General features: G+C 67.3%; 19 protein-coding genes and 1 pseudogene. 8 read left to right on the top strand and 12 right to left on the bottom strand.

The genetic code is table 11. From position 1 onward, the window contains the following. Positions 1 to 78: 78 nt before the first annotated feature. From AC1DSO_RS07690 to AC1DSO_RS07675, 4 genes are all read right to left on the bottom strand, one after another. Positions 79 to 276 carry a Trm112 family protein gene (locus AC1DSO_RS07690; protein WP_477068276.1) on the bottom strand — a complete coding sequence of 66 codons (198 nt, stop codon included), beginning with the start codon at positions 274 to 276 and terminating at the stop codon, positions 79 to 81. 9 nt (positions 277 to 285) lie between these two features. Beyond that, positions 286 to 960 carry an LON peptidase substrate-binding domain-containing protein gene (locus AC1DSO_RS07685; protein ID WP_477068275.1) on the bottom strand — a complete coding sequence of 225 codons (675 nt, stop codon included), beginning with the start codon at positions 958 to 960 and terminating at the stop codon, positions 286 to 288. Positions 961 to 970: 10 nt separating this feature from the next. Then, positions 971 to 1,885, bottom strand: a complete 915-nt coding sequence (locus AC1DSO_RS07680; protein WP_477068274.1) for a tetratricopeptide repeat protein — start codon at positions 1,883 to 1,885, stop codon at positions 971 to 973. 84 nt (positions 1,886 to 1,969) lie between these two features. Beyond that, complete coding sequence (locus AC1DSO_RS07675) at positions 1,970 to 2,473, bottom strand: prolyl-tRNA synthetase associated domain-containing protein (protein WP_477068273.1); 504 nt, start codon at positions 2,471 to 2,473, stop codon at positions 1,970 to 1,972. Positions 2,474 to 2,743: 270 nt separating this feature from the next. Between AC1DSO_RS07675 and AC1DSO_RS07670 the strand changes: the two genes are divergently transcribed. Next, positions 2,744 to 3,490, top strand: coding sequence for a DUF6065 family protein (locus tag AC1DSO_RS07670; protein ID WP_477068272.1), 747 nt, complete (start codon positions 2,744 to 2,746; stop codon positions 3,488 to 3,490). A 129-nt stretch (positions 3,491 to 3,619) separates the two neighbouring features. On the opposite strand, the gene rhaT is transcribed toward AC1DSO_RS07670, so the two are convergent. Continuing rightward, entirely contained in the window at positions 3,620 to 4,684 is a 1,065-nt protein-coding gene (gene rhaT / locus AC1DSO_RS07665; RefSeq protein ID WP_477068271.1) for an L-rhamnose/proton symporter RhaT, read from the bottom strand. A 117-nt stretch (positions 4,685 to 4,801) separates the two neighbouring features. Here rhaT and AC1DSO_RS07660 point away from each other — a divergent pair, with 117 nt between their 5' ends. Beyond that, positions 4,802 to 5,416 (top strand): hypothetical protein, encoded by a 615-nt coding sequence (locus tag AC1DSO_RS07660; RefSeq protein ID WP_477068270.1) that lies wholly within the window; start codon positions 4,802 to 4,804, stop codon positions 5,414 to 5,416. 2 nt (positions 5,417 to 5,418) lie between these two features. Further along, positions 5,419 to 5,721, top strand: a complete 303-nt coding sequence (locus AC1DSO_RS07655) for a winged helix-turn-helix domain-containing protein (protein WP_477068269.1) — start codon at positions 5,419 to 5,421, stop codon at positions 5,719 to 5,721. A gap of 12 nt (positions 5,722 to 5,733) precedes the next feature. On the opposite strand, the gene glmM is transcribed toward AC1DSO_RS07655, so the two are convergent. Beyond that, complete coding sequence (gene glmM / locus AC1DSO_RS07650) at positions 5,734 to 7,080, bottom strand: phosphoglucosamine mutase (RefSeq protein WP_047413678.1); 1,347 nt, start codon at positions 7,078 to 7,080, stop codon at positions 5,734 to 5,736. Between the two features lie 165 nt (positions 7,081 to 7,245). Here glmM and glmS point away from each other — a divergent pair, with 165 nt between their 5' ends. Then, on the top strand, positions 7,246 to 9,066 hold the full coding sequence (gene glmS / locus AC1DSO_RS07645) for a glutamine--fructose-6-phosphate transaminase (isomerizing) (RefSeq protein ID WP_477068268.1): 1,821 nt from the start codon (positions 7,246 to 7,248) through the stop codon (positions 9,064 to 9,066). Between the two features lie 39 nt (positions 9,067 to 9,105). Here the strand turns inward: glmS and rlmN are convergent, their stop codons facing one another. The 5 genes and pseudogenes from rlmN to AC1DSO_RS07620 form a co-directional block, all read right to left on the bottom strand. Beyond that, the gene (rlmN, locus tag AC1DSO_RS07640) at positions 9,106 to 10,317 is read right to left on the bottom strand and encodes a dual-specificity RNA methyltransferase RlmN (protein ID WP_477068280.1); all 1,212 of its coding nucleotides are present in this window, start codon (positions 10,315 to 10,317) and stop codon (positions 9,106 to 9,108) included. Positions 10,318 to 10,417: 100 nt separating this feature from the next. After that, positions 10,418 to 10,537, bottom strand: a pseudogene (locus tag AC1DSO_RS07635) (hypothetical protein); the annotation flags it as partial. Positions 10,538 to 10,562: 25 nt separating this feature from the next. Beyond that, positions 10,563 to 11,363, bottom strand: coding sequence for an SDR family NAD(P)-dependent oxidoreductase (locus AC1DSO_RS07630; RefSeq protein ID WP_477068267.1), 801 nt, complete (start codon positions 11,361 to 11,363; stop codon positions 10,563 to 10,565). A 179-nt stretch (positions 11,364 to 11,542) separates the two neighbouring features. Continuing rightward, positions 11,543 to 12,154, bottom strand: coding sequence for a flavodoxin family protein (locus tag AC1DSO_RS07625; protein WP_477068266.1), 612 nt, complete (start codon positions 12,152 to 12,154; stop codon positions 11,543 to 11,545). A 355-nt stretch (positions 12,155 to 12,509) separates the two neighbouring features. Beyond that, entirely contained in the window at positions 12,510 to 12,950 is a 441-nt protein-coding gene (locus AC1DSO_RS07620) for an Rrf2 family transcriptional regulator (protein ID WP_477068265.1), read from the bottom strand. Between the two features lie 182 nt (positions 12,951 to 13,132). Between AC1DSO_RS07620 and AC1DSO_RS07615 the strand changes: the two genes are divergently transcribed. From AC1DSO_RS07615 to AC1DSO_RS07605, 3 genes are all read left to right on the top strand, one after another. Then, positions 13,133 to 15,145: a potassium transporter Kup gene (locus tag AC1DSO_RS07615; protein ID WP_477068264.1), complete on the top strand. Its 2,013-nt coding sequence runs from the start codon at positions 13,133 to 13,135 to the stop codon at positions 15,143 to 15,145. Between the two features lie 16 nt (positions 15,146 to 15,161). Then, positions 15,162 to 15,512 carry a hypothetical protein gene (locus tag AC1DSO_RS07610; protein WP_477068263.1) on the top strand — a complete coding sequence of 117 codons (351 nt, stop codon included), beginning with the start codon at positions 15,162 to 15,164 and terminating at the stop codon, positions 15,510 to 15,512. An 83-nt stretch (positions 15,513 to 15,595) separates the two neighbouring features. After that, positions 15,596 to 16,822 (top strand): argininosuccinate synthase, encoded by a 1,227-nt coding sequence (locus tag AC1DSO_RS07605; protein ID WP_477068262.1) that lies wholly within the window; start codon positions 15,596 to 15,598, stop codon positions 16,820 to 16,822. A gap of 59 nt (positions 16,823 to 16,881) precedes the next feature. Here the strand turns inward: AC1DSO_RS07605 and AC1DSO_RS07600 are convergent, their stop codons facing one another. Next, a complete protein-coding gene (locus tag AC1DSO_RS07600) occupies positions 16,882 to 17,082 on the bottom strand; it encodes a KTSC domain-containing protein (protein WP_477068261.1) in 201 nt (66 codons plus the stop codon). 177 nt (positions 17,083 to 17,259) lie between these two features. Between AC1DSO_RS07600 and AC1DSO_RS07595 the strand changes: the two genes are divergently transcribed. Continuing rightward, a complete protein-coding gene (locus AC1DSO_RS07595; RefSeq protein ID WP_477068260.1) occupies positions 17,260 to 17,667 on the top strand; it encodes an MAPEG family protein in 408 nt (135 codons plus the stop codon). Positions 17,668 to 17,683 lie beyond the last annotated feature (16 nt).

The raw sequence follows: 17,683 nt of genomic DNA, 5'->3' as shown, positions 1-17,683 counted from the left end.
AGCTGGACCTAGGCCGCATTGGCCCCCTCAGTCGCTCCGCGACAGCTCCCCCGCAAACGGGGGAGCATCCTTCTGCCGCTACCCTTCCAGCTCCCGCGCCTCTTCCGGCAGCATGATCGGCACGCCGTCGCGGATCGGATAGGCCAGCTTGGCGGCGCGGCTGATCAGTTCGCCCTTGGCGCGGTCGTATTCCAGCGGGCCCCGGGTCACGGGACACACCAGCACTTCCAGCAGGCGCGGATCGACATCGACGGGGGGCGGAGCGGCTTCGGTCATGCGCTCTCTCTACTGGATGGAAGTGGGTTCGTCATCGTCCCCGGCCGCCGCGTCGATCTCGAGCAGGGTGGTCAGGGTCGCCTTGCGCTCGAAGATGGTCTCGGCCTCGAGCAGGGCCTGCTTTTCCATCGGGTCGAACGGTAGAGCCATGGCCAGGCTGTTGATCAGGGCGTCCGACGGGGCGCTCTCGGCGTCGCCCCAGTCGATGGCGAGGCCCCGGTGGTCGAGATAGCGGCGCAGCGCCGACAGCAGCCGGTCGATATCGGCGGCGGTGCGGACGCCCGTCCCGTCCTCGCGCAGGTCCGGCTCGTACGGCGCGAAGTCGGCGCGGACCTGGCGGTAGGGCGTGCGCACCGGCAGCTCGTCGCCGGCCCGGAAGCGGCAGACCCCGGTCAGGGTGATCAGGTAGCGGCCGTCGCTGGTCTCGGCGAAGCTGGTCACCCGGCCCGCGCAGCCGACCGGCGCCAGGGGCGGGCGGTTCGGATCGGCGTCCTTGGCGTGAGGGCGGGTCTGGATCATGCCGATGATCCGCTCGCCCGACATGGCGTCGTCCAGCATGTTCAGATAGCGCGGCTCGAAGATGTTCAGCGGCAGTTGGCCGCCGGGCAGCAGCAGCACCCCGTCCAGCGGGAATACCGGGATCACCAGAGGCAGATCGCCAAGCTTGCGATAGTTGCCCTGCATCCGTCGCTCCCTAGCTGAACAGGATCGACGACAGGCGCCGCCGGCCTTGCTTGGCCACTTCCGAGGTCGGTCCCGCCGCCTCGAACACCGTCAGCAGCTGCTTGCGCGCCGCGTCGTCGTTCCAGGCACGGTCGCGGGCGATGATGGTCAGAAGATGGTCGGACGCCTCCTGCAGGTGTCCGGCTCCGGCCAAGGCCTTGGCCAGCTCCAGGCGCGCCTCGTGGTCGTCGGGATCGGCGGCCAGGCGGTTTTCGAAGGCGGCGGTCTCGGACGGGGCGCTCTCGGCCAGGGCCAGGGCGGCCTTGGCGGCGTCGAGGTCGGGGTCCTTGGCGTCGGCGGGGGCCATGGCCACCACCTCGGCCGCGCCCTCCAGGTCGCCGCCCATCAGATAGGCGCGGGCCATGCCGCCCAGCGCCTTCACATTGGCCGGATCGGTCTGCAGGGCCTGGGCGAAGGCCTGGGCCGCACCGCCGATGTCGCCGATCTCCAGCGACTCCTTGCCAAGGGCGACCAGCTCGTCGATGGCGCTGGGGCCGGCCGGGCCGGTCAGCTTTTCGACGAAGGCCTTCACCTGGCTCTCGGGCAGGGCGCCCTGGAACGCGTCCACCGGACGCCCATCCACGAAGGCGTAGACGGTCGGGATCGACTGCACCCGCAGCTGGCCGGAGAAGCCCGGATTGGCGTCGACGTCGATCTTGACCAGCTTGACCGCGCCCTTGGCGGCGCCGACGACCTTCTCGAGCGTCGGGGTCAGCTGGCGGCACGGGCCGCACCAGGTGGCCCAGAAGTCGACGATCACGGGCTGGGTCTTGGAGGCTTCGATCACGTCGGCCATGAAGCTGGCGTCCGTGCCGTCCTTGATGTGCTCGCTTTTGCCCGAGGTCGCGGGACCAGGGGCGGCTGGCTTTTCGCCGATCAGGGACATCGGGTCTCTCGTTACTCGAGGTGGGGACGCGTCAGTCGCCAAGATGGTCCCTGGCGCGCCTCGGCGCAATAATCCGTTCGTGTGTCAGGCGAGCGTCAGCGTCTCGAAATCGACGATCATCGGCGCGATTCCCAACGTGGTCAGGAACTTACGGAAGTCGGCCTGGGACACTGCCGTGGTGGCGTCGTTGCCCAACGGATGGAAGTTGACCGGGTCGCTTTGCGCCAACGCCTTGTCCAGCACGAAGCGGATACGGCGGTCGGCGTCGTTGATCAAGCCGAAGGCGGTGACCGAGCCCGGCGTCACGCCCAGGGTCTCGATCATCATCGCCTCAGGGCCGAACGACAGCCGCCCCGAGCCGATCACCGTGTGCAGCCGCTTGAGGTCGATCGTCGTCTCGCCCAGGGCCGAAATCAGCCACAGCTGGCCCTTGGCGTCCTTCAGGAACAGGTTCTTGGTGTGGCCGCCAGGCAGGGCCTTCTTGATCTCCAACCCCTCCTCGACGCGGAACACCGGCGGGTGGTCGAGGGTCGTGTGAGCGATGCCGTGGGCGTCGAAGAAGGCGAACAGGTCGGCGCGAGTCTTCATGAGGCGCTGTTTAAGGGGCTTGGTTCTCACTTCCAATTCCAAAAACCCGACCTCCCCGGCGAAAGCCAGGGCCCAGATTCATCCGGAGAGACTGGAGTAATCGCGCCCTTCTCAGAGCCTAGGATTTCAAGCGCTCCGGGTTCGGCCTGGGCCCCGGCGTTCGCCGGGGAGATCGGATGAGATGTAGACCTCATTCGCGACGCTGGACGGCCTCGCCTCGCGGGCGCTAGACCAGTCGATCAGGGTAGGAAAACCGAGCAAAGGACCGGCATGGAACTGGAGTGCTATCCCACCGAGAACCGTCCGCCCGACATCGTGCCGGGCCGGCCGCAGCGCGCCTGGATGGACCGGTTCGCCGATCGCCATCCCTATCGCTGCCTGCCGCTGACCATGGCCAACACCACGGGGTGGGACATCCTCTGCCCTGTCGGCTTCTCGATGACCTGGGACGGCGGGGCGCATCAGGAATGCATCAAGTTCCAGCCCGACCATCCGTATCCGGGCTTCACCGACTTCGTGAAGTCGCACTTCACGCGCGGCGTGGTCACCTTCCACACCGGCTACCTGTTCCGCACGCCGCCAGGCTGGTCGCTGATGGCCATGGGACCGCCAAATCATATCAAGGATGGCGTCCAGCCGTTGGCGGGCGTGATCGAAACCGACTGGCTGCCGTTCCCCTTCACGATGAACTGGATGTTCACCCGCCCCGGCACGGTGCGGTTCGAGAAGGGCGAGACCTTCTGCTTCATCATGCCGATCCAGGACAAGCCGATGGAGGCGTTCCAGCCGGTGATCCGCTCGATGAACTCCAACCCCGACCTGCGCCGCCAGTACGACGTCTGGGCCGAGAAGCGGTCCGAGTTCAACGCCCTGATCTTCAAGCGCGACCCCGAGGCCACCAAGGAGGCCTGGCAACGCTTCTACTTCAAGGGCGAGTACCCCGAGGAGATCGCCGCCGAAGCGCCCAGCCACCACGTCAACAAGCGGCGGATGAAGTCGCCGAAGGTGGGGGGGTAGGCTTCCAATAGATTGTCATCCCGGCCGGAGCGCAGCGGAGAGCCGGGACCGCGGAAAGCTCAGCGCTTCCGGCGGTCCCGGATAGCCTCTGCGAGGCTTCCGGGATGACACGTTTTTGGGACCGTAGTTCTACCGCGCCAGCATGTTGCCGTAGCCGATCACCACCGTGGCCCCGACCAGCAGGGCCACGCCGCTCCAGACCATGGCGCGAACGGCCGGGCGGGCGTCCTTCCACTCCTTGAAAGCAAAGCCCCACAGGGTGCCGAAGATGATGATCGACGCCATGTGCAGGGTCCAGCTGGAGAAGCCGAACTTGCCCATCTGGCTCTCGCCCATCGTGTAGAAGAAGAACTGGAAGTACCAGGCGGTGCCGGCCAGGCCGCACAGCAGCCAGTTGGCCAGCAGCGGCGGCTTGGTCCCGTCCGCGGCCATGCGGCCCATCCATTGGCTGGCGCTGCGGTTCTTGACGATCAGATAGCCGCACCAGACGAGGTTGGTGATCAGGCCGCCGAACATCACCAGGCACAGGGTCGGCAGGCMGGTCCACAGCGGGCCGGTGCCGGCCGCCGCCGACAGCGCCTTGATCGGCTCTCCGGCGGCCAGGCCGAAGGCGAAGCAGGCCGACATGATGCCGGAGAAGATCGCCACGGCGACCCCCTTCTTGAAGTTGAACTCGGCGACCGCCTCGATCTTTTGAAGCTCGGACAGGTCGTCGTCCTTGCGGGCCCCGGCCAGGGCGACCACGACGATGCCGGCCAGGGTCATCACCAGACCCAGCAGGATGATCCGGCCCGAGGTCGAGCCCAGCAGATCGTGGACGAAGGTGCCGCGCACCAGCGGCGGGATCAGGGTGCCGAACACGGTGCACAGGCCCAGCACCACGGCCATGCCCAGGGACAGGCCCAGATAGCGCATGGTCAGGCCGTAGGTCAGGCCGCCGAAGCCCCACAGGACCCCGAACAGCACGCAAAGGCCGACGACGTTCGGGGGCACCTGGGCCATGACGCCCAACAGGTCGTTGGTGCGGATCGAGGCGAACAGCCATGGGGCCAGCAGCCAGGAGAAGATCCCCCCCGTCAGCCAGTAGATCTCCCACGACCAGCGCCGCACGCCGCGATAGGGCACATAGAAGCTGGCGGACGACAGGCCGCCCAGCCAATGAAACAGGACGCCCAGCAGCGGATTGGCGATCATCGCTCCCCCTAACTTCTCACATGATGAGACATTTTATTACATAATGGACAATTCGGCACGGAAGGCCAGCCCCGCCCGTGTTTGCGGTGATTTCAGAGGACTCTGCTTGACAGAGTAATGCTCTTCGATAACTCTGTACTGCAGAGCGCTCTGGTGCGCTCGGAGGAGACCCTGATGGCCATTACGCGGAATGAGGCGGCGGTCGCGCTGTCCGATATCGAGAACACCGCCCGGCGTAGCGGTATGTTGCGCGGCTATCAGGTCGGCGGGCGGATCCTGATGATGTGGTCGGTGATCTGGGCCGCCGGCTATCTGGCCATGGCCTTGGCACCCGCCAAGGTCTGGGCGCCGGTCTGGATGGGCCTGGACGTGGTCGGCGTCGCCGGCAGTCTGTGGCTGAGCCGCGCCGCGGCTGGCCAGGGCGCTAGCGTCCCCGGCGGGGGTTGGCGGATGCTGGGCGGCATGCTGTCGGTGATGGCGTTCGTCCTGGCCGCCTTCGCGGTGCTGCGGCCCACCGATCCGGCGGCCTTTCTGGCCTTTCCAGGATTGCTGATCGGCGTGATCTATCTGGTGGTCGGTTTCTGGCAGGCCCCGCGCTTCGCGATCATCGGCGCGGCGATGTTCGTCATCACCCTGGTCGGATTCTTCGCCTTCAAGTCCTGGCTGGCCTATTGGATGGCCGCCGCCAGCCTTGCCCTGTTCGTCAGCGGCGTCTGGTTGTGGAAGCGCTGAGCATGGCCGAGCCGAACGACATCATCCATCAGCCGCTGCGCCTGAAGATCATGGCCGCCCTCTATGTGGAGCGCGAGATCGGCCCGCTGGAATTCAGCCAGCTGAAGACGATCGCCCAGGCCACCGACGGCAATCTGGGCAGCCACCTGGCCACGCTGGAGAAGGCCGGCTTCGTCGAGATCCTCAAGGATCATGTCGGCAAGCGTCCCCGCACCCGCGTGGCGCTGACGTCGACCGGTCGGCAGGCCTTCCGCCGTCACGTCGACTATCTGCGCGAACTGGTGGAGGGCGTCGGGGAGGCGTGAACCGCGCCGGCTCTACGCCGCCTTCACGGCCGAGACGATCGACTTCACCACCTTCTTGACCAGGGCCGGGTCGTCGCCCTCGGCCATGATGCGGATCAGGGGTTCAGTGCCGGAGGCGCGGACGACGATGCGGCCGGCGCCGTTCAGCTGGCTCTCGCCGTCGGCGATGGCCTCCTTGACGGCCTTGGCCTCCAGCGGCTTGCCGCCGGCGAAGCGGACGTTCTCCAGCAGCTGCGGCACCGGCTCGAACTGGCGGCCCAGGGCGCTCATCGGCTGGCCGCTCTCGATCATCACCGCCAGCACCTGCAGGGCGGCGATCAGGCCGTCGCCGGTGGTGGAGAAGTCCGACAGGATCAGGTGGCCCGACTGCTCGCCGCCGACATTGAAGCCGCCTTCGCGCATCCGCTGCATCACGTAGCGATCGCCGACGCCGGTGCGCTCGAGCGTCAGGCCCAGGTCCTTGAGGCGGCGCTCCAGCCCAAGGTTCGACATCACCGTGGCCACGACGCCGCCGGCCCGCAGCTTGCCGGCCTTGGCCAGGGCGTGGGCGATGATGGCCATGATCTGGTCGCCGTCGACCACCACGCCCTTCTCGTCGCAGATCACCAGGCGGTCGGCGTCGCCGTCCAGGGCGATGCCGATGTCGGCGCGGTATTCGCGGACCATCTTGGCCATGGCCTCAGGATGGGTCGAGCCGCACTCCTCGTTGATGTTGGTGCCGTTGGGGGCCACGCCGATCGGGAACACCTCGGCGCCCAGCTCGTACAGCGCCTCGGGGGCCACCTTGTAGGCGGCGCCGTGGGCGCAATCGATGACGATGCGCAGGCCCGACAGGTTCAGGTGGCGCGGGAAGGTCGCCTTGACGATCTCGATATAGCGGGCCTGGGCGTCGTCGATCCGCTTGACGCGGCCCAGCTCGCGCGGGGCGGCCAGGCCTTCCTGCAGGCCCTCGTCCATCAGGGCCTCGATCTTCAGCTCCTGCTCGTCGGAGAGCTTGTAGCCGTCGGGGCCGAACAGCTTGATGCCGTTGTCGGCGAAATTGTTGTGCGAGGCCGAGATCATCACGCCCAGGTCGGCGCGCATCGAGCGCGTCATCATGGCCACGGCCGGGGTGGGCAGCGGACCGAACAGCCGCACGTCCATGCCGACGCTGGTGAAGCCGGCGACCAGGGCCGGCTCGATCATGTAGCCCGACAGGCGGGTGTCCTTGCCGATCACCACCAGGTGGCGGCGGTCGTCCTGCGAGCGGAACAGCTTGCCGGCCGCGAGGCCGACCCGCAGCGCGACCTCGGCCGTCATCGGATGCTTGTTGGCCTGGCCCCGGATGCCGTCGGTGCCGAAATAGGCGCGCTTGCTCATGTGTCCGTCTGGTCTCTTTGGGGCCGCGAAACGATCCGAAATGCAGATTTATGCGAAGCGTCCTTGAGCGAGTGCTAAAGGCCGGCCCTAAATCCTCTGCTTTGGGGAAATCCTCGCGGCGCTAGGGATAATCCTGTCGCCGCGTTCTACAAGGGATCATGGCCCATGTGCGGCATTATCGGCATCGTCGGCAAGGAACCCGTCGCCGACCGTCTGATCGAGAGCCTCAAGCGTCTTGAGTACCGGGGCTACGACTCGGCGGGCGTCGCGGGCGTGGTCGGCGAAAGGGTCGAGCGCCGCCGGGCCCAGGGCAAGATCAAGGCTCTGGAAGCGGTCCTCGCCGAACAGCCGCTGACGGCCACGACCGGCATCGGCCACACCCGCTGGGCCACCCATGGCGCGCCGAACGTCCAGAACGCCCACCCGCACACCGCCGGCCGGGTCACCCTGGTCCACAACGGCATCATCGAGAACTTCGCCGAGCTGAAGGCCGAGCTGGCCGCCGCCGGCAGGGTGTTCACCAGCGACACCGATACCGAGGTGATCGCCCACCTGATCGACGCCGAACTGGCCACGGGCCTTCCGCCGCTGGACGCCTTCAAGGCCACCCTGGACCGCCTGACCGGCGCCTACGCCCTGGCGGTGCTGATCGAGGGCGAGGACAACCTGGTGCTGGGCGCCCGGCGCGGCAGTCCGCTGGTGGTGGGCGAGGGCCAGGGCGAGATGTTCCTGGGCTCGGACGCCCTGGCCGTCGGCCCGTTCACCAACCGGGTGATCTATCTGGACGAGGGCGACTACGTGGCCCTGGATCACGATAGCCACCGGATCTTCGACGCCTCGGGCGCGGCCGTGCAGCGGCCGGTGCGGGTGGTCCCGACCTCGGCGGTGATGCTGGAGAAGGGCAACTACCGGCACTTCATGGAGAAGGAGATCCATGACCAGCCGGAGGGCTGCCAGCGTACGATCGCGGCCTATGTCGACACCCTGGCCTCGACCGCTTCGGTGCCGGGTGACGTGGACTTCGCCAAGCTGGACCGGATCCAGATCGTCGCCTGCGGCACGTCCTACATCGCCGGCATGATCGGCAAGTACCTGATCGAGCAGCTGGCCGACCTACCGGTGGACGTCGAGATCGCCTCGGAGTTCCGCTACCGCCAGCCGGCGCTGCGGCCAGGCTCGCTGGTCGTCGCCATGTCGCAGTCGGGCGAGACGGCCGACACTCTGGCGGCCCTGCGCTACTGCAAGGCCAAGGGCATGAAGAGCGCGGTGGTCGTCAACGCCACCGAATCGACCATGGCCCGCGAGGTCGACGTCGTCTGGCCGATCCACTGCGGTCCCGAGATCGGCGTCGCCTCGACCAAGGCCTTCACCGCCCAGGTCAGCGTGATGATCGCCCTGGCCATCGCCGCCGCCAAGGCGCGCGGAACGATCGACGCGACCGAGGAGCAGCGCCTGGTGAAGGTGCTACTGGAGGCTCCGCGCCTGATCGCCGAGGCCATCGGCCTGGAAGACGCCATCAAGGAGATCGCCGCCGACGTCGCCAAGGCGCGGGACGTGCTCTATCTGGGCCGCGGCCCGATGTCGGCCCTGGCGTTGGAAGGCGCCCTGAAGCTGAAGGAGATCAGCTACATCCACGCCGAGGGCTACGCCGCCGGCGAGCTGAAGCACGGGCCGATCGCCCTCGTGGACGACCAGACCCCGATCGTCATCCTGGCTCCCTATGACAGCTATTTCGAGAAGTCGGCCTCGAACATGAGCGAGGTGATGGCGCGCGGCGGCCAGGTGATCTTCATCACCGACACCGAGGGCGTGAAGCACGCGCCGGCGGGGGCGAAGGTCGTGGTGACCGCGCCGGCCTCTGACCCGCTGGTCTCGACCCTGGTGATGTCGGCCCCGATCCAGCTGCTGGCCTACCACGTGGCGGTGGTGAAGGGCGCGGACGTCGATCAGCCGCGCAACCTGGCCAAGTCGGTGACGGTGGAGTGACGTCCGCCGGCGGCCTGGTTCATCCCGAGGGGTGAGACGTCAGGCCGCCTCGTCCTCGTCGTCGCCCAGCATGCCGGCCATGGCCGCCATCGACAGCTTGCGCAGGGCGCTGGCCCGGACCTTCTCGCTCTCGCTCTTCAGCTGGCCGCAGGCGGCCAGGATGTCGCGGCCGCGCGGGGTGCGGATCGGCGAGGAGTAGCCGGCCTTGTTGAGGATCGCGGCGAAGGCCTCGATCGTCGCCCAGTCCGAGCACTGGTAGTCGCTGCCCGGCCACGGGTTGAACGGGATCAGGTTGATCTTGGCCGGGATGCCCTTGATCAGCTTGACTAGGGCGCGCGCCTCGTCGGGGCTGTCGTTGACGCCCTTCAGCATCACGTATTCGAAGGTCACGCGGCGGGCGTTGCTCAGGCCCGGATAGGCGCGGATGCCGGCGATCAGCTCGGCGATCGGGTATTTCTTGTTCAGCGGCACCAGCTCGTCGCGGAGCGGGTCGTTGGTGGCGTGCAGGCTAATGGCCAGCATGGCCTGGGTGGTCTCGCCCAGCTTGCCCAGCATCGGCACGACGCCCGAGGTCGAGACCGTGATCCGGCGGCGCGAGATGCCGATGCCCTCGTTGTCGCTGATGATCTCGATGGCGTCGGCCACCTGGCCCAGATTGTACAGCGGCTCGCCCATGCCCATGAACACGATGTTCGAGAGCTGGCGGTCTTCCTTGTCCGACGGCCATTCGGCCAGGTCGTCCTTGGCCACCTGGACCTGGGCGACGATTTCGGCCGCGGTCAGGTTGCGGACCAGCGGCTGGGTGCCGGTGTGGCAGAAGCTGCAGTTCAGCGTGCAGCCGACCTGGCTGGACACGCACAGGGCGCCGGCGCGGCCGACGCCGGGGATGTAGACGCTCTCGACCTCGATGCCCGGGGCCATGCGGATCAGCCACTTGCGGGTGCCGTCCTTACTGACCTGGCGCTCGACGATTTCCGGACGGTTGATCGTGAAGGCCTCGGCCAGGCGGGCGCGGGTCTCCTTGGCGACATCGCTCATCTGCGCGAAGTCGATGGCGCCGCGATGGTGCATCCAGCGGAAGATCTGGGTGGCCCGCATCTTGGCCTTGCCGTGCTCGACCACGCCGCTCTCGACCAGGGCCGCGACCAGCTGCGGGCGCGTGAGGCCCGAGAGGTTGACCATGGGTTTGGTGACGGCGGTTGCGGGCGCGGCGTCGGTGGAGACGCGCGACAGGTCGAGGGTGACGCTCAAGGGGGTGTCCGGATCTTCGGGGGTCGAGGCGGACATATAGCAGGTCCGAGGCGGTTTTCCAAAAGGACGCCGGGTCGCAGCGCTCACTTATCAAATTCAGAGCCCATAAATCGGTGTCATCCCGGAAAGCCCGCAGGGCTTGTCCGGGACCCAGGGGGCGGCGCACAGCGGTTGCCCCTAGGTCCCGGCTCTCCGCTTCGCTGCGGCCGGGATGACACGAGAACGGGTTCCTTGAGGGAAGGAAATCACACCTTCCGGAACCGCCCGCCTTGGTTGGCCATCAGGGCCAGGGCCCAGTCATCGGGCAGGACCTTGGCGATGGCGGCGATGGTCTTGTTGGGGGCGCCGGGCACGCAGATCGAGCGGTTGGCCTCGGCGGCCTCGTAGCCGGCGGCGGCGACTTCGTCGGCCCCCAGCCACATCCATTCGGGCACCCCCTGGCTGACCTGGGCGCGGGTGCCGTTGGCGTCGTGGAATTCCGAATAGGTGAAGCCGGGGCACAGGGCGCTCACATGGACCCCGGTCGACAGGTTCTCCAGGTGCAGGCTCTGCGAGAACTTGACGAGAAAGCCCTTGGTCGCCGCGTACAGCGTGTGGCCGGCCGCGCCGGGGACCAGGCCCGCCAGCGAGGCGACGTTGACGATGCGGCCGAACCGGCGCTCGACCATGCCCGGCAGCACCTTGTGGGTCATGGCGCAGACCGAGGTCAGCATCACCTGCAGGAAGGTCGCCTGGTCGGCCCAGGCGGTCGTCGCATAGGTCCCGGGCAGGCCGTAGCCGGCGTTGTTGACCAGGGCGTCGACGACCCGGCCCTGCTCGGCGATGGCGGCCAGCACGGTGTCGACGCCGGTCGGGTCGGCCAGATCGGCGGGAATGGCGTAGGCCTCGACGCCCGAGCGCAGCCTGATCTCGGCGGCCAGGCCCTCCAGGCGGTCGGCCCGGCGCGCGGTCAGGGCCACGTCGTAGCCGTGGCTGGCGTAGATGCGGGCGGAGGCGGCCCCGATGCCGGCGGAGGCGCCGGTGATCAGGGCGAGACGGCGGGCCATGCTGGGGTGATCCGGTCAGAAACGAAAACTTCGCCGGAGACGAGCACGGCCCGCGATTTGGTTCAAGAAGCCCTCAAGAGAAGGGGGCGGAAGGGGCGCGCCGCTTGGGCTGGGTGCGCGCCCCTTCCGGGCCGCGGCTGGGGAGGGAGACCACCGCGGCCTTGGGGAGACCCTTAGCTCTAGGCCGCCTTGCCGAGCTCGGCGGCGGCGTGGGCGCCGACCGTCCAGCGGACGGCCGCCTTGGCCACGCGCTCGCCCAGCAGGCGGGCGGTTTCGCGGTCGCCGGCCGGCGGCGTGATCTCGGGCGAGGCGTTGTCCGACTGGGCGGCGACGCCGAGGAACGAGCCGACGCGGTTCAGCGTGTCCGGACCGCGCTCGGCGGCGGTCACCCCGGGAGGGGCGAGGCCGAGGTTGATCCAGTTCATGCCGTGCTGGGCGGCCAGGATCGTCAGGCTCTCCAGCGCGTGGCCCTTGTCGCCGGCGAAGCTGTGCGAATTGGTGAAACCGGCGGCCAGCTTGTCCTTCCAGGCGCCCGTGAAGAAGGCGCTGGCGGTGGCGTCGGCGAACACTTTGAACACGCCCGAGACGTCGCCCATGTAGGTCGGCGCGCCGAACACCACGGCGTCAGCCTGGGTGATCTGCTCGATCAGCGGCGCGAAGTCCTGCGCGGCGCTCTCGATCTTCAGCAGCACCGGGGTCTGGCCGGCGTCGCGGACGCCTTCGGCGACCTTGTCGGCGAGGACGGCGGTGTGGCCGTAGCCGGAATGATAGACGATGGCGACGGTGGTCATTGGAAATCCCTCCAGATCAAGAACTGAACCTGTAGCGATTACGTAATGCGTCCGAAGGCGGCCACCAGAGGATCGGCAACAAGATGTGGTGCAATTTTTCTGCGAGTGGGTTTCAGCGCCGCTGAAGACCTGATCTCGTCAGGTTAGGCCAATCACATTCATTTGGGGCAGGGACAAATCCCGCTGCCTTCCTGGGCCTTGTGCCCAGGACCCATGTTCGAGGCAGGTGCGGCCTCTTTGGGTCTGCGCGGCTGAAAGACCGTGAACTCAGCCTCAATTCCGTTGAATCTGAACCCTGGGTCCTGGGCACAAGGCCCAGGAAGGCGGGTAAATAACTCGCGGTGATCGATCGGGCCTAAGCGACCGCGGCGCTCTTGTGTGCGCCGTTCAGCAGGTCGGCGACGGTGATTTGCGCCAGGCGCTCGTGGGCCGCGCGGTCGGCGGCGCCGATGGCGGCGCGGACGGCGTCGGGGATCTTCTCGCCGACAGGGCAACCCTTGACGCCCTTGGGCGCGACGCCGAGGTGGGCGCAGCCGTGGACGGCCTTCAGCACGACGTCGAGCGTGATCGTATCAGCCGGCTTCAGCAGCCAGGCCCCGCCGTTGGCGCCGGCGCGCGCGCCGATCAGCCCCGCCTTGCCCAGCATGGCGGTGACGCGGCGGACCACGACCGGATTGGTCGGGACCGAGGCCGCGAGCTCGGCGCTAGCCACGGCGCGGTCGGCCGAAAACGCCTCCTTGTGCGCCAAATAGGCCAGGGCGTGAGCCGCAACGGGAAATTTCTGACTGTCCGACATGTCGCCTGGGAACGTAAGGTTGTCGCTCGCGCGTTCAACTGAAAACTGTTTCATCTCCGTAACGAAGCGAGAAGGCGACGTTGCGGGACGATTGAACCCGTCGCGGATTGGGTGTATCGCGCCGCGCTTGACCGATATGGGTCGGCCGATAGCGTTTTGCGAGGGCGGCCCGGAGGGATTGAATGGCTTCCGAAGCCTCTAGCGCGTCCGCCAACGATTGCGCGCCCACGACGACCGACATTCCGCAGCAGGACGGAGCCCCGCCAAATGGGCATGGCGGGGGTAATGGCGGCGGCAATGGCCACGGCCATGGCGATGCGAAGGGGCACGGTTTTGTCGCCCTGGCGCTAGGCTCGATCGGCGTGGTGTTCGGCGATATCGGCACCAGCCCGCTTTACGCCCTGCGTGAAGCCCTGGCCCATTCGCGCAGCACCACGGCGACCGAGCACGCGGTGCTGGGCGTGGTTTCGCTGGTCCTGTGGACCATGACCCTGTTCGTGACGATCAAATACGTGATCTTCTTCATGCGAGCCGACAACAAGGGCGAGGGCGGCACCCTGGCCCTGATGGCCCTGGCCCAGAAGGCGTTGGGCAAGACCGGTCGCAAACGGTCGATGGCGGTCTTCTTCCTCGGCGTGGTCGGCGCGGCCCTGTTCTATGGCGACGGGATCATCACCCCCGCCATTTCGGTGCTGTCGGCGGTCGAGGGCCTGAAGGACGCGCCGGGCCTCGGCCACGTCTTCGCGCCCTATATCCTGCCGATCTCGGCCGGGATCCTGATCCTGCTGTTCGCCGTCCAGGCCAAGGGCACCCATCGGATGGCCGCCCTGTTCGGTCCGTTCACCGCGGTATGGTTCCTCATCCTGGGCGCCCTGGGCGCCTGGCACCTGGCCGACGACCTGTCGATCCTGCGCGCTTTCAATCCCTGGTACGGCCTGCGCTTCCTGCTGGAGAACGGCTTCCTGGGCTTCGTGATCCTGGGCAGCGTCTTCCTGGTGGTGACCGGGGCCGAGGCGCTCTACGCCGACATGGGCCATTTCGGGAAGCGCCCGATCCAGGCCTCGTGGCTGTGCCTGGTCTTCCCGTGCCTGGCCCTGAACTATCTGGGCCAGGGCGCCCTCGTGCTGGACCACCCGGCCGCCCGCCACAACCCGTTCTGGGAGATGGTCCCCGGCTTCGCCTACTGGCCCGTGCTGATCATGGCCACCATCGCCACCGTCATCGCCAGCCAGGCGGTGATCACCGGCGCCTTCTCGATGACCCAACAGGCCGTCCAGCTGGGCCTGCTGCCGCGCATCGAGATCAAGCGCACCTCCGAGACCCAGGCAGGCCAGATCTTCGTGCCGGCCGTGAACCAGTTCCTGCTGATCGGCGTGCTGGTGCTGCTGTTCGCCTTCCAGAGCTCGCACAAGCTGGCCAGCGCCTACGGCATCGCCGTCACCGGCGCGATGTTCGTCGACACCCTGCTGGCCTATGTCGTCATTCGCCGCGTGTGGAAGTGGACCCTGTGGCAGACCGGTCTGTTGCTGATCCCGCTAGTGGCGCTGGACATGGTGTTCATCGCCTCGAACATGCTGAAGATCCCCGACGGCGCCTGGCTGCCGCTGGTGTTCGGCGCGGTGCTGGTGCTGATCATGTGGACCTGGACCCGCGGGGCCAACATCCTGACCGCCAAGACCCGCCGCGACAGTGTGCCCCTGGTCGACCTGATGGAGATCCTGCGCGCCCGCGCCCCGCACCGCGCGCCCGGCACGGCGATCTTCCTGACCTCGGACCCCGAGATGACGCCGGTCGCCCTGATGCACAACCTCAAGCACAACAAGGTTCTGCACGAGCGCAACGTCATCCTGACCGTGCGCACCACCGAGACGCCACGCGTCCGCGAGGAAGACCGGGTCGTGATCGAGAAGGTCAACGACGACTTCAAGAAAGTCATCGTCAACTACGGCTTCATGGAAAGCCCCAACATTCCCAAGGCCCTGGCCGTGTGTCGTAAGCAGGGGCTGAAGTTCGACATCATGGCCACCAGCTTCTTCCTGGGCCGCCGCTCGATCGTGCCGTCGGCCAACAGCGGCATGCCGCTGTGGCAGGACAGGCTGTTCATCTACCTGATGAAGAACGCCGCCAACCCGACCGACTTCTTCAAGATCCCGCCCGGCCGCGTGGTCGAGTTGGGCGCGCAGGTGACGGTCTAGAACGATGGAAACGACCTTGCGCATCCTCGGCGACGGCCTGTCGATCGCCGCCCTGGCCATCATCGCCGCCACCGCCCAGGGCGCGTGGAAGCGCATCCCTAAGGGCGTCCCCATCCCTATGCTGTGGGACCACACCGGCGAACCCAGCGCCCGCGCGCCCAAGGCCGTGGGCCTGCTGGCCATCCCGGTCGTGGCGATCGCCGTGCTGCTGTCGTTCACCCTGACCCAGGCCACCTTCACAGACGATCCGACCCGCGCCGTGATCATCTTCCTGGTCCGCGCCACCCTGGCCGCCAGCCTGGCGCTGAGCCAGCTGTTTCACCTGCGCTTCGTCATCAGGACGTTGCAGGACGAAGGTCAGCTCTAGCCGAGCTCTTTAGCGCTTGACCCGCGCGTCCTGATCCCGTTGARGGCGCGCGACTTTGTGTTTCTCTCCGAAAGGACCCGCTCGTGGCTGACAAGTCCGTGAAAAAGGTCGTGCTCGCCTATTCGGGCGGCCTCGACACCTCGATCATCCTCAAGTGGCTGCAGACCGAGTACGGCGCCGAGGTCGTGACCTTCACGGCCGACCTGGGCCAGGGCGAGGAAATCGAACCGGCGCGCGCCAAGGCGCTGGCCGCCGGCGTCAAGCCCGAGAACATCTTCATCGAGGACGTGCGCGAAGAGTTCGTGCGCGACTACGTGTTCCCGATGTTCCGCGCCAATACGGTCTATGAGGGCCAGTACCTGCTGGGCACCTCGATCGCCCGTCCGCTGATCGCCAAAAAGCAGATCGAGATCGCCCGCAAGACCGGCGCCGACGCCGTCAGCCACGGCGCGACCGGCAAGGGCAACGACCAGGTCCGCTTCGAGCTGGGCTATTACGGCCTCGAGCCCGACATCACCGTGATCGCGCCGTGGCGCGAGTGGGACTTCAAGTCCCGCGAGGCCCTGCTGGAGTTCGCCGAGCAGCACCAGATCCAGATCACCAAGGACAAGCGCGGCGAAGCGCCGTTCAGCGTCGACGCCAACCTGCTGCACTCGAGCTCGGAAGGTAAGGTCCTGGAAGATCCAGCGGTCGAGGCCCCCGAGTTCGTCCACATGCGCACGATCGCGCCGGAAGACGCGCCGGACACTCCGCACGTCTTCACCATCGACTTCGAGAAGGGCGACCCGGTCGCCATCGACGGCGTCGCCCTGTCGCCGGCCGCCCTGCTGACCAAGCTGAACGAGCTGGGCCGCGACAACGGCGTCGGTCGCCTCGACCTGGTCGAGAACCGCTTCGTCGGCATGAAGTCGCGCGGCGTCTACGAGACCCCGGGCGGCACCATCCTGCTGGCCGCCCACCGCGGCATCGAGAGCATCACGCTGGACCGCGGCGCCATGCACCTGAAGGACGAGCTGATGCCGAAGTACGCATCGCTGGTCTACAACGGCTTCTGGTTCTCGCCGGAGCGCGAGATGCTGCAGGCCGCCATCGACTACAGCCAGGACAAGGTCACCGGCCGTGTCCGCGTCAAGCTGTACAAGGGCAACGTCTCGGTCATCGGCCGCGAGAGTCCCTACTCGCTGTACGACCAGGACCTGGTCACCTTCGAGGAAGGCAAGGTCGCCTACGACCACCGCGACGCCGGCGGCTTCATCAAGCTGAACGCCCTGCGCCTGCGCGTGCTGGCCAAGCGCGACAAGCGGGGCTAGGCCGCCTTACGCATCGCCCAACGAGAACGCCCCGGCCGATGGTCGGGGCGTTTTTCGTTTCAGACCCGGTTGTACGGATAGCGGTCGCGGATCATCCGCTGGAAGAACCGGCCCTTCGACGGCGCCCGGAAGAACGCCTTGCCGACCCGTTCGGGCACGCCGACATAGACGTATTCGTCGCCGTCCTGGAACGTAACGAACAGCTTGCCGTGTTCGGGGCTGTAGTCGATCTGTCGGATTGCCGTGGATTCCACCTGCATGGCCTGACGCCTCCGCGGGATAGGGATCAATCTCCTTAGAGAGCGATCTGGCCGCCCACCGGTTCCCCACGGCGTGGTGCTTGCGCCGTAAGGGATAGACGCGGAGCCGAAGGCGTCTACGGTGCGTTCGGTCCAACGGCGCCGCTTCGAGCGCCGGCCAGGGAGAAGAACACACCCATGCATCAGTCCCACGCGCTCGTGGCCATCGTCACCCTGGTGTCGCTGCTGGTCTATGCCTGGATGATCTTTCGGATCAGCGGCGCGCGCCGACGGAGCGGGATCGACGCCCCGGCCATGACCGGCCACCCGGAGCTGGAGCGGCACCTGCGCATCCAGACCAACACCGTCGAGTGGCTGGTCATCTACCTGCCTTCGCTGTGGCTGTTCGCCATCTACTGGAACGACCTGGTCGCCGCCGGCCTGGGCGTCGTCTGGATGATTGGCCGGATCATCTACGCCCTGGGCTACGCGGCCGATCCCAAGAAGCGTGAGGTCGGCTTCATCATCCAGGCCCTGGCCACCGCCGTCCTGCTGTTCGGCGCCCTGGGCCGGGCGATCTACATCCTGATCGTGATCGGCAACTAGCTCGGCCATGGCGCGG

It is taken from the genome of Caulobacter sp. P4_E5, assembly GCF_056401555.1.
This window is presented reverse-complemented; position numbering and strand designations above follow the sequence as displayed.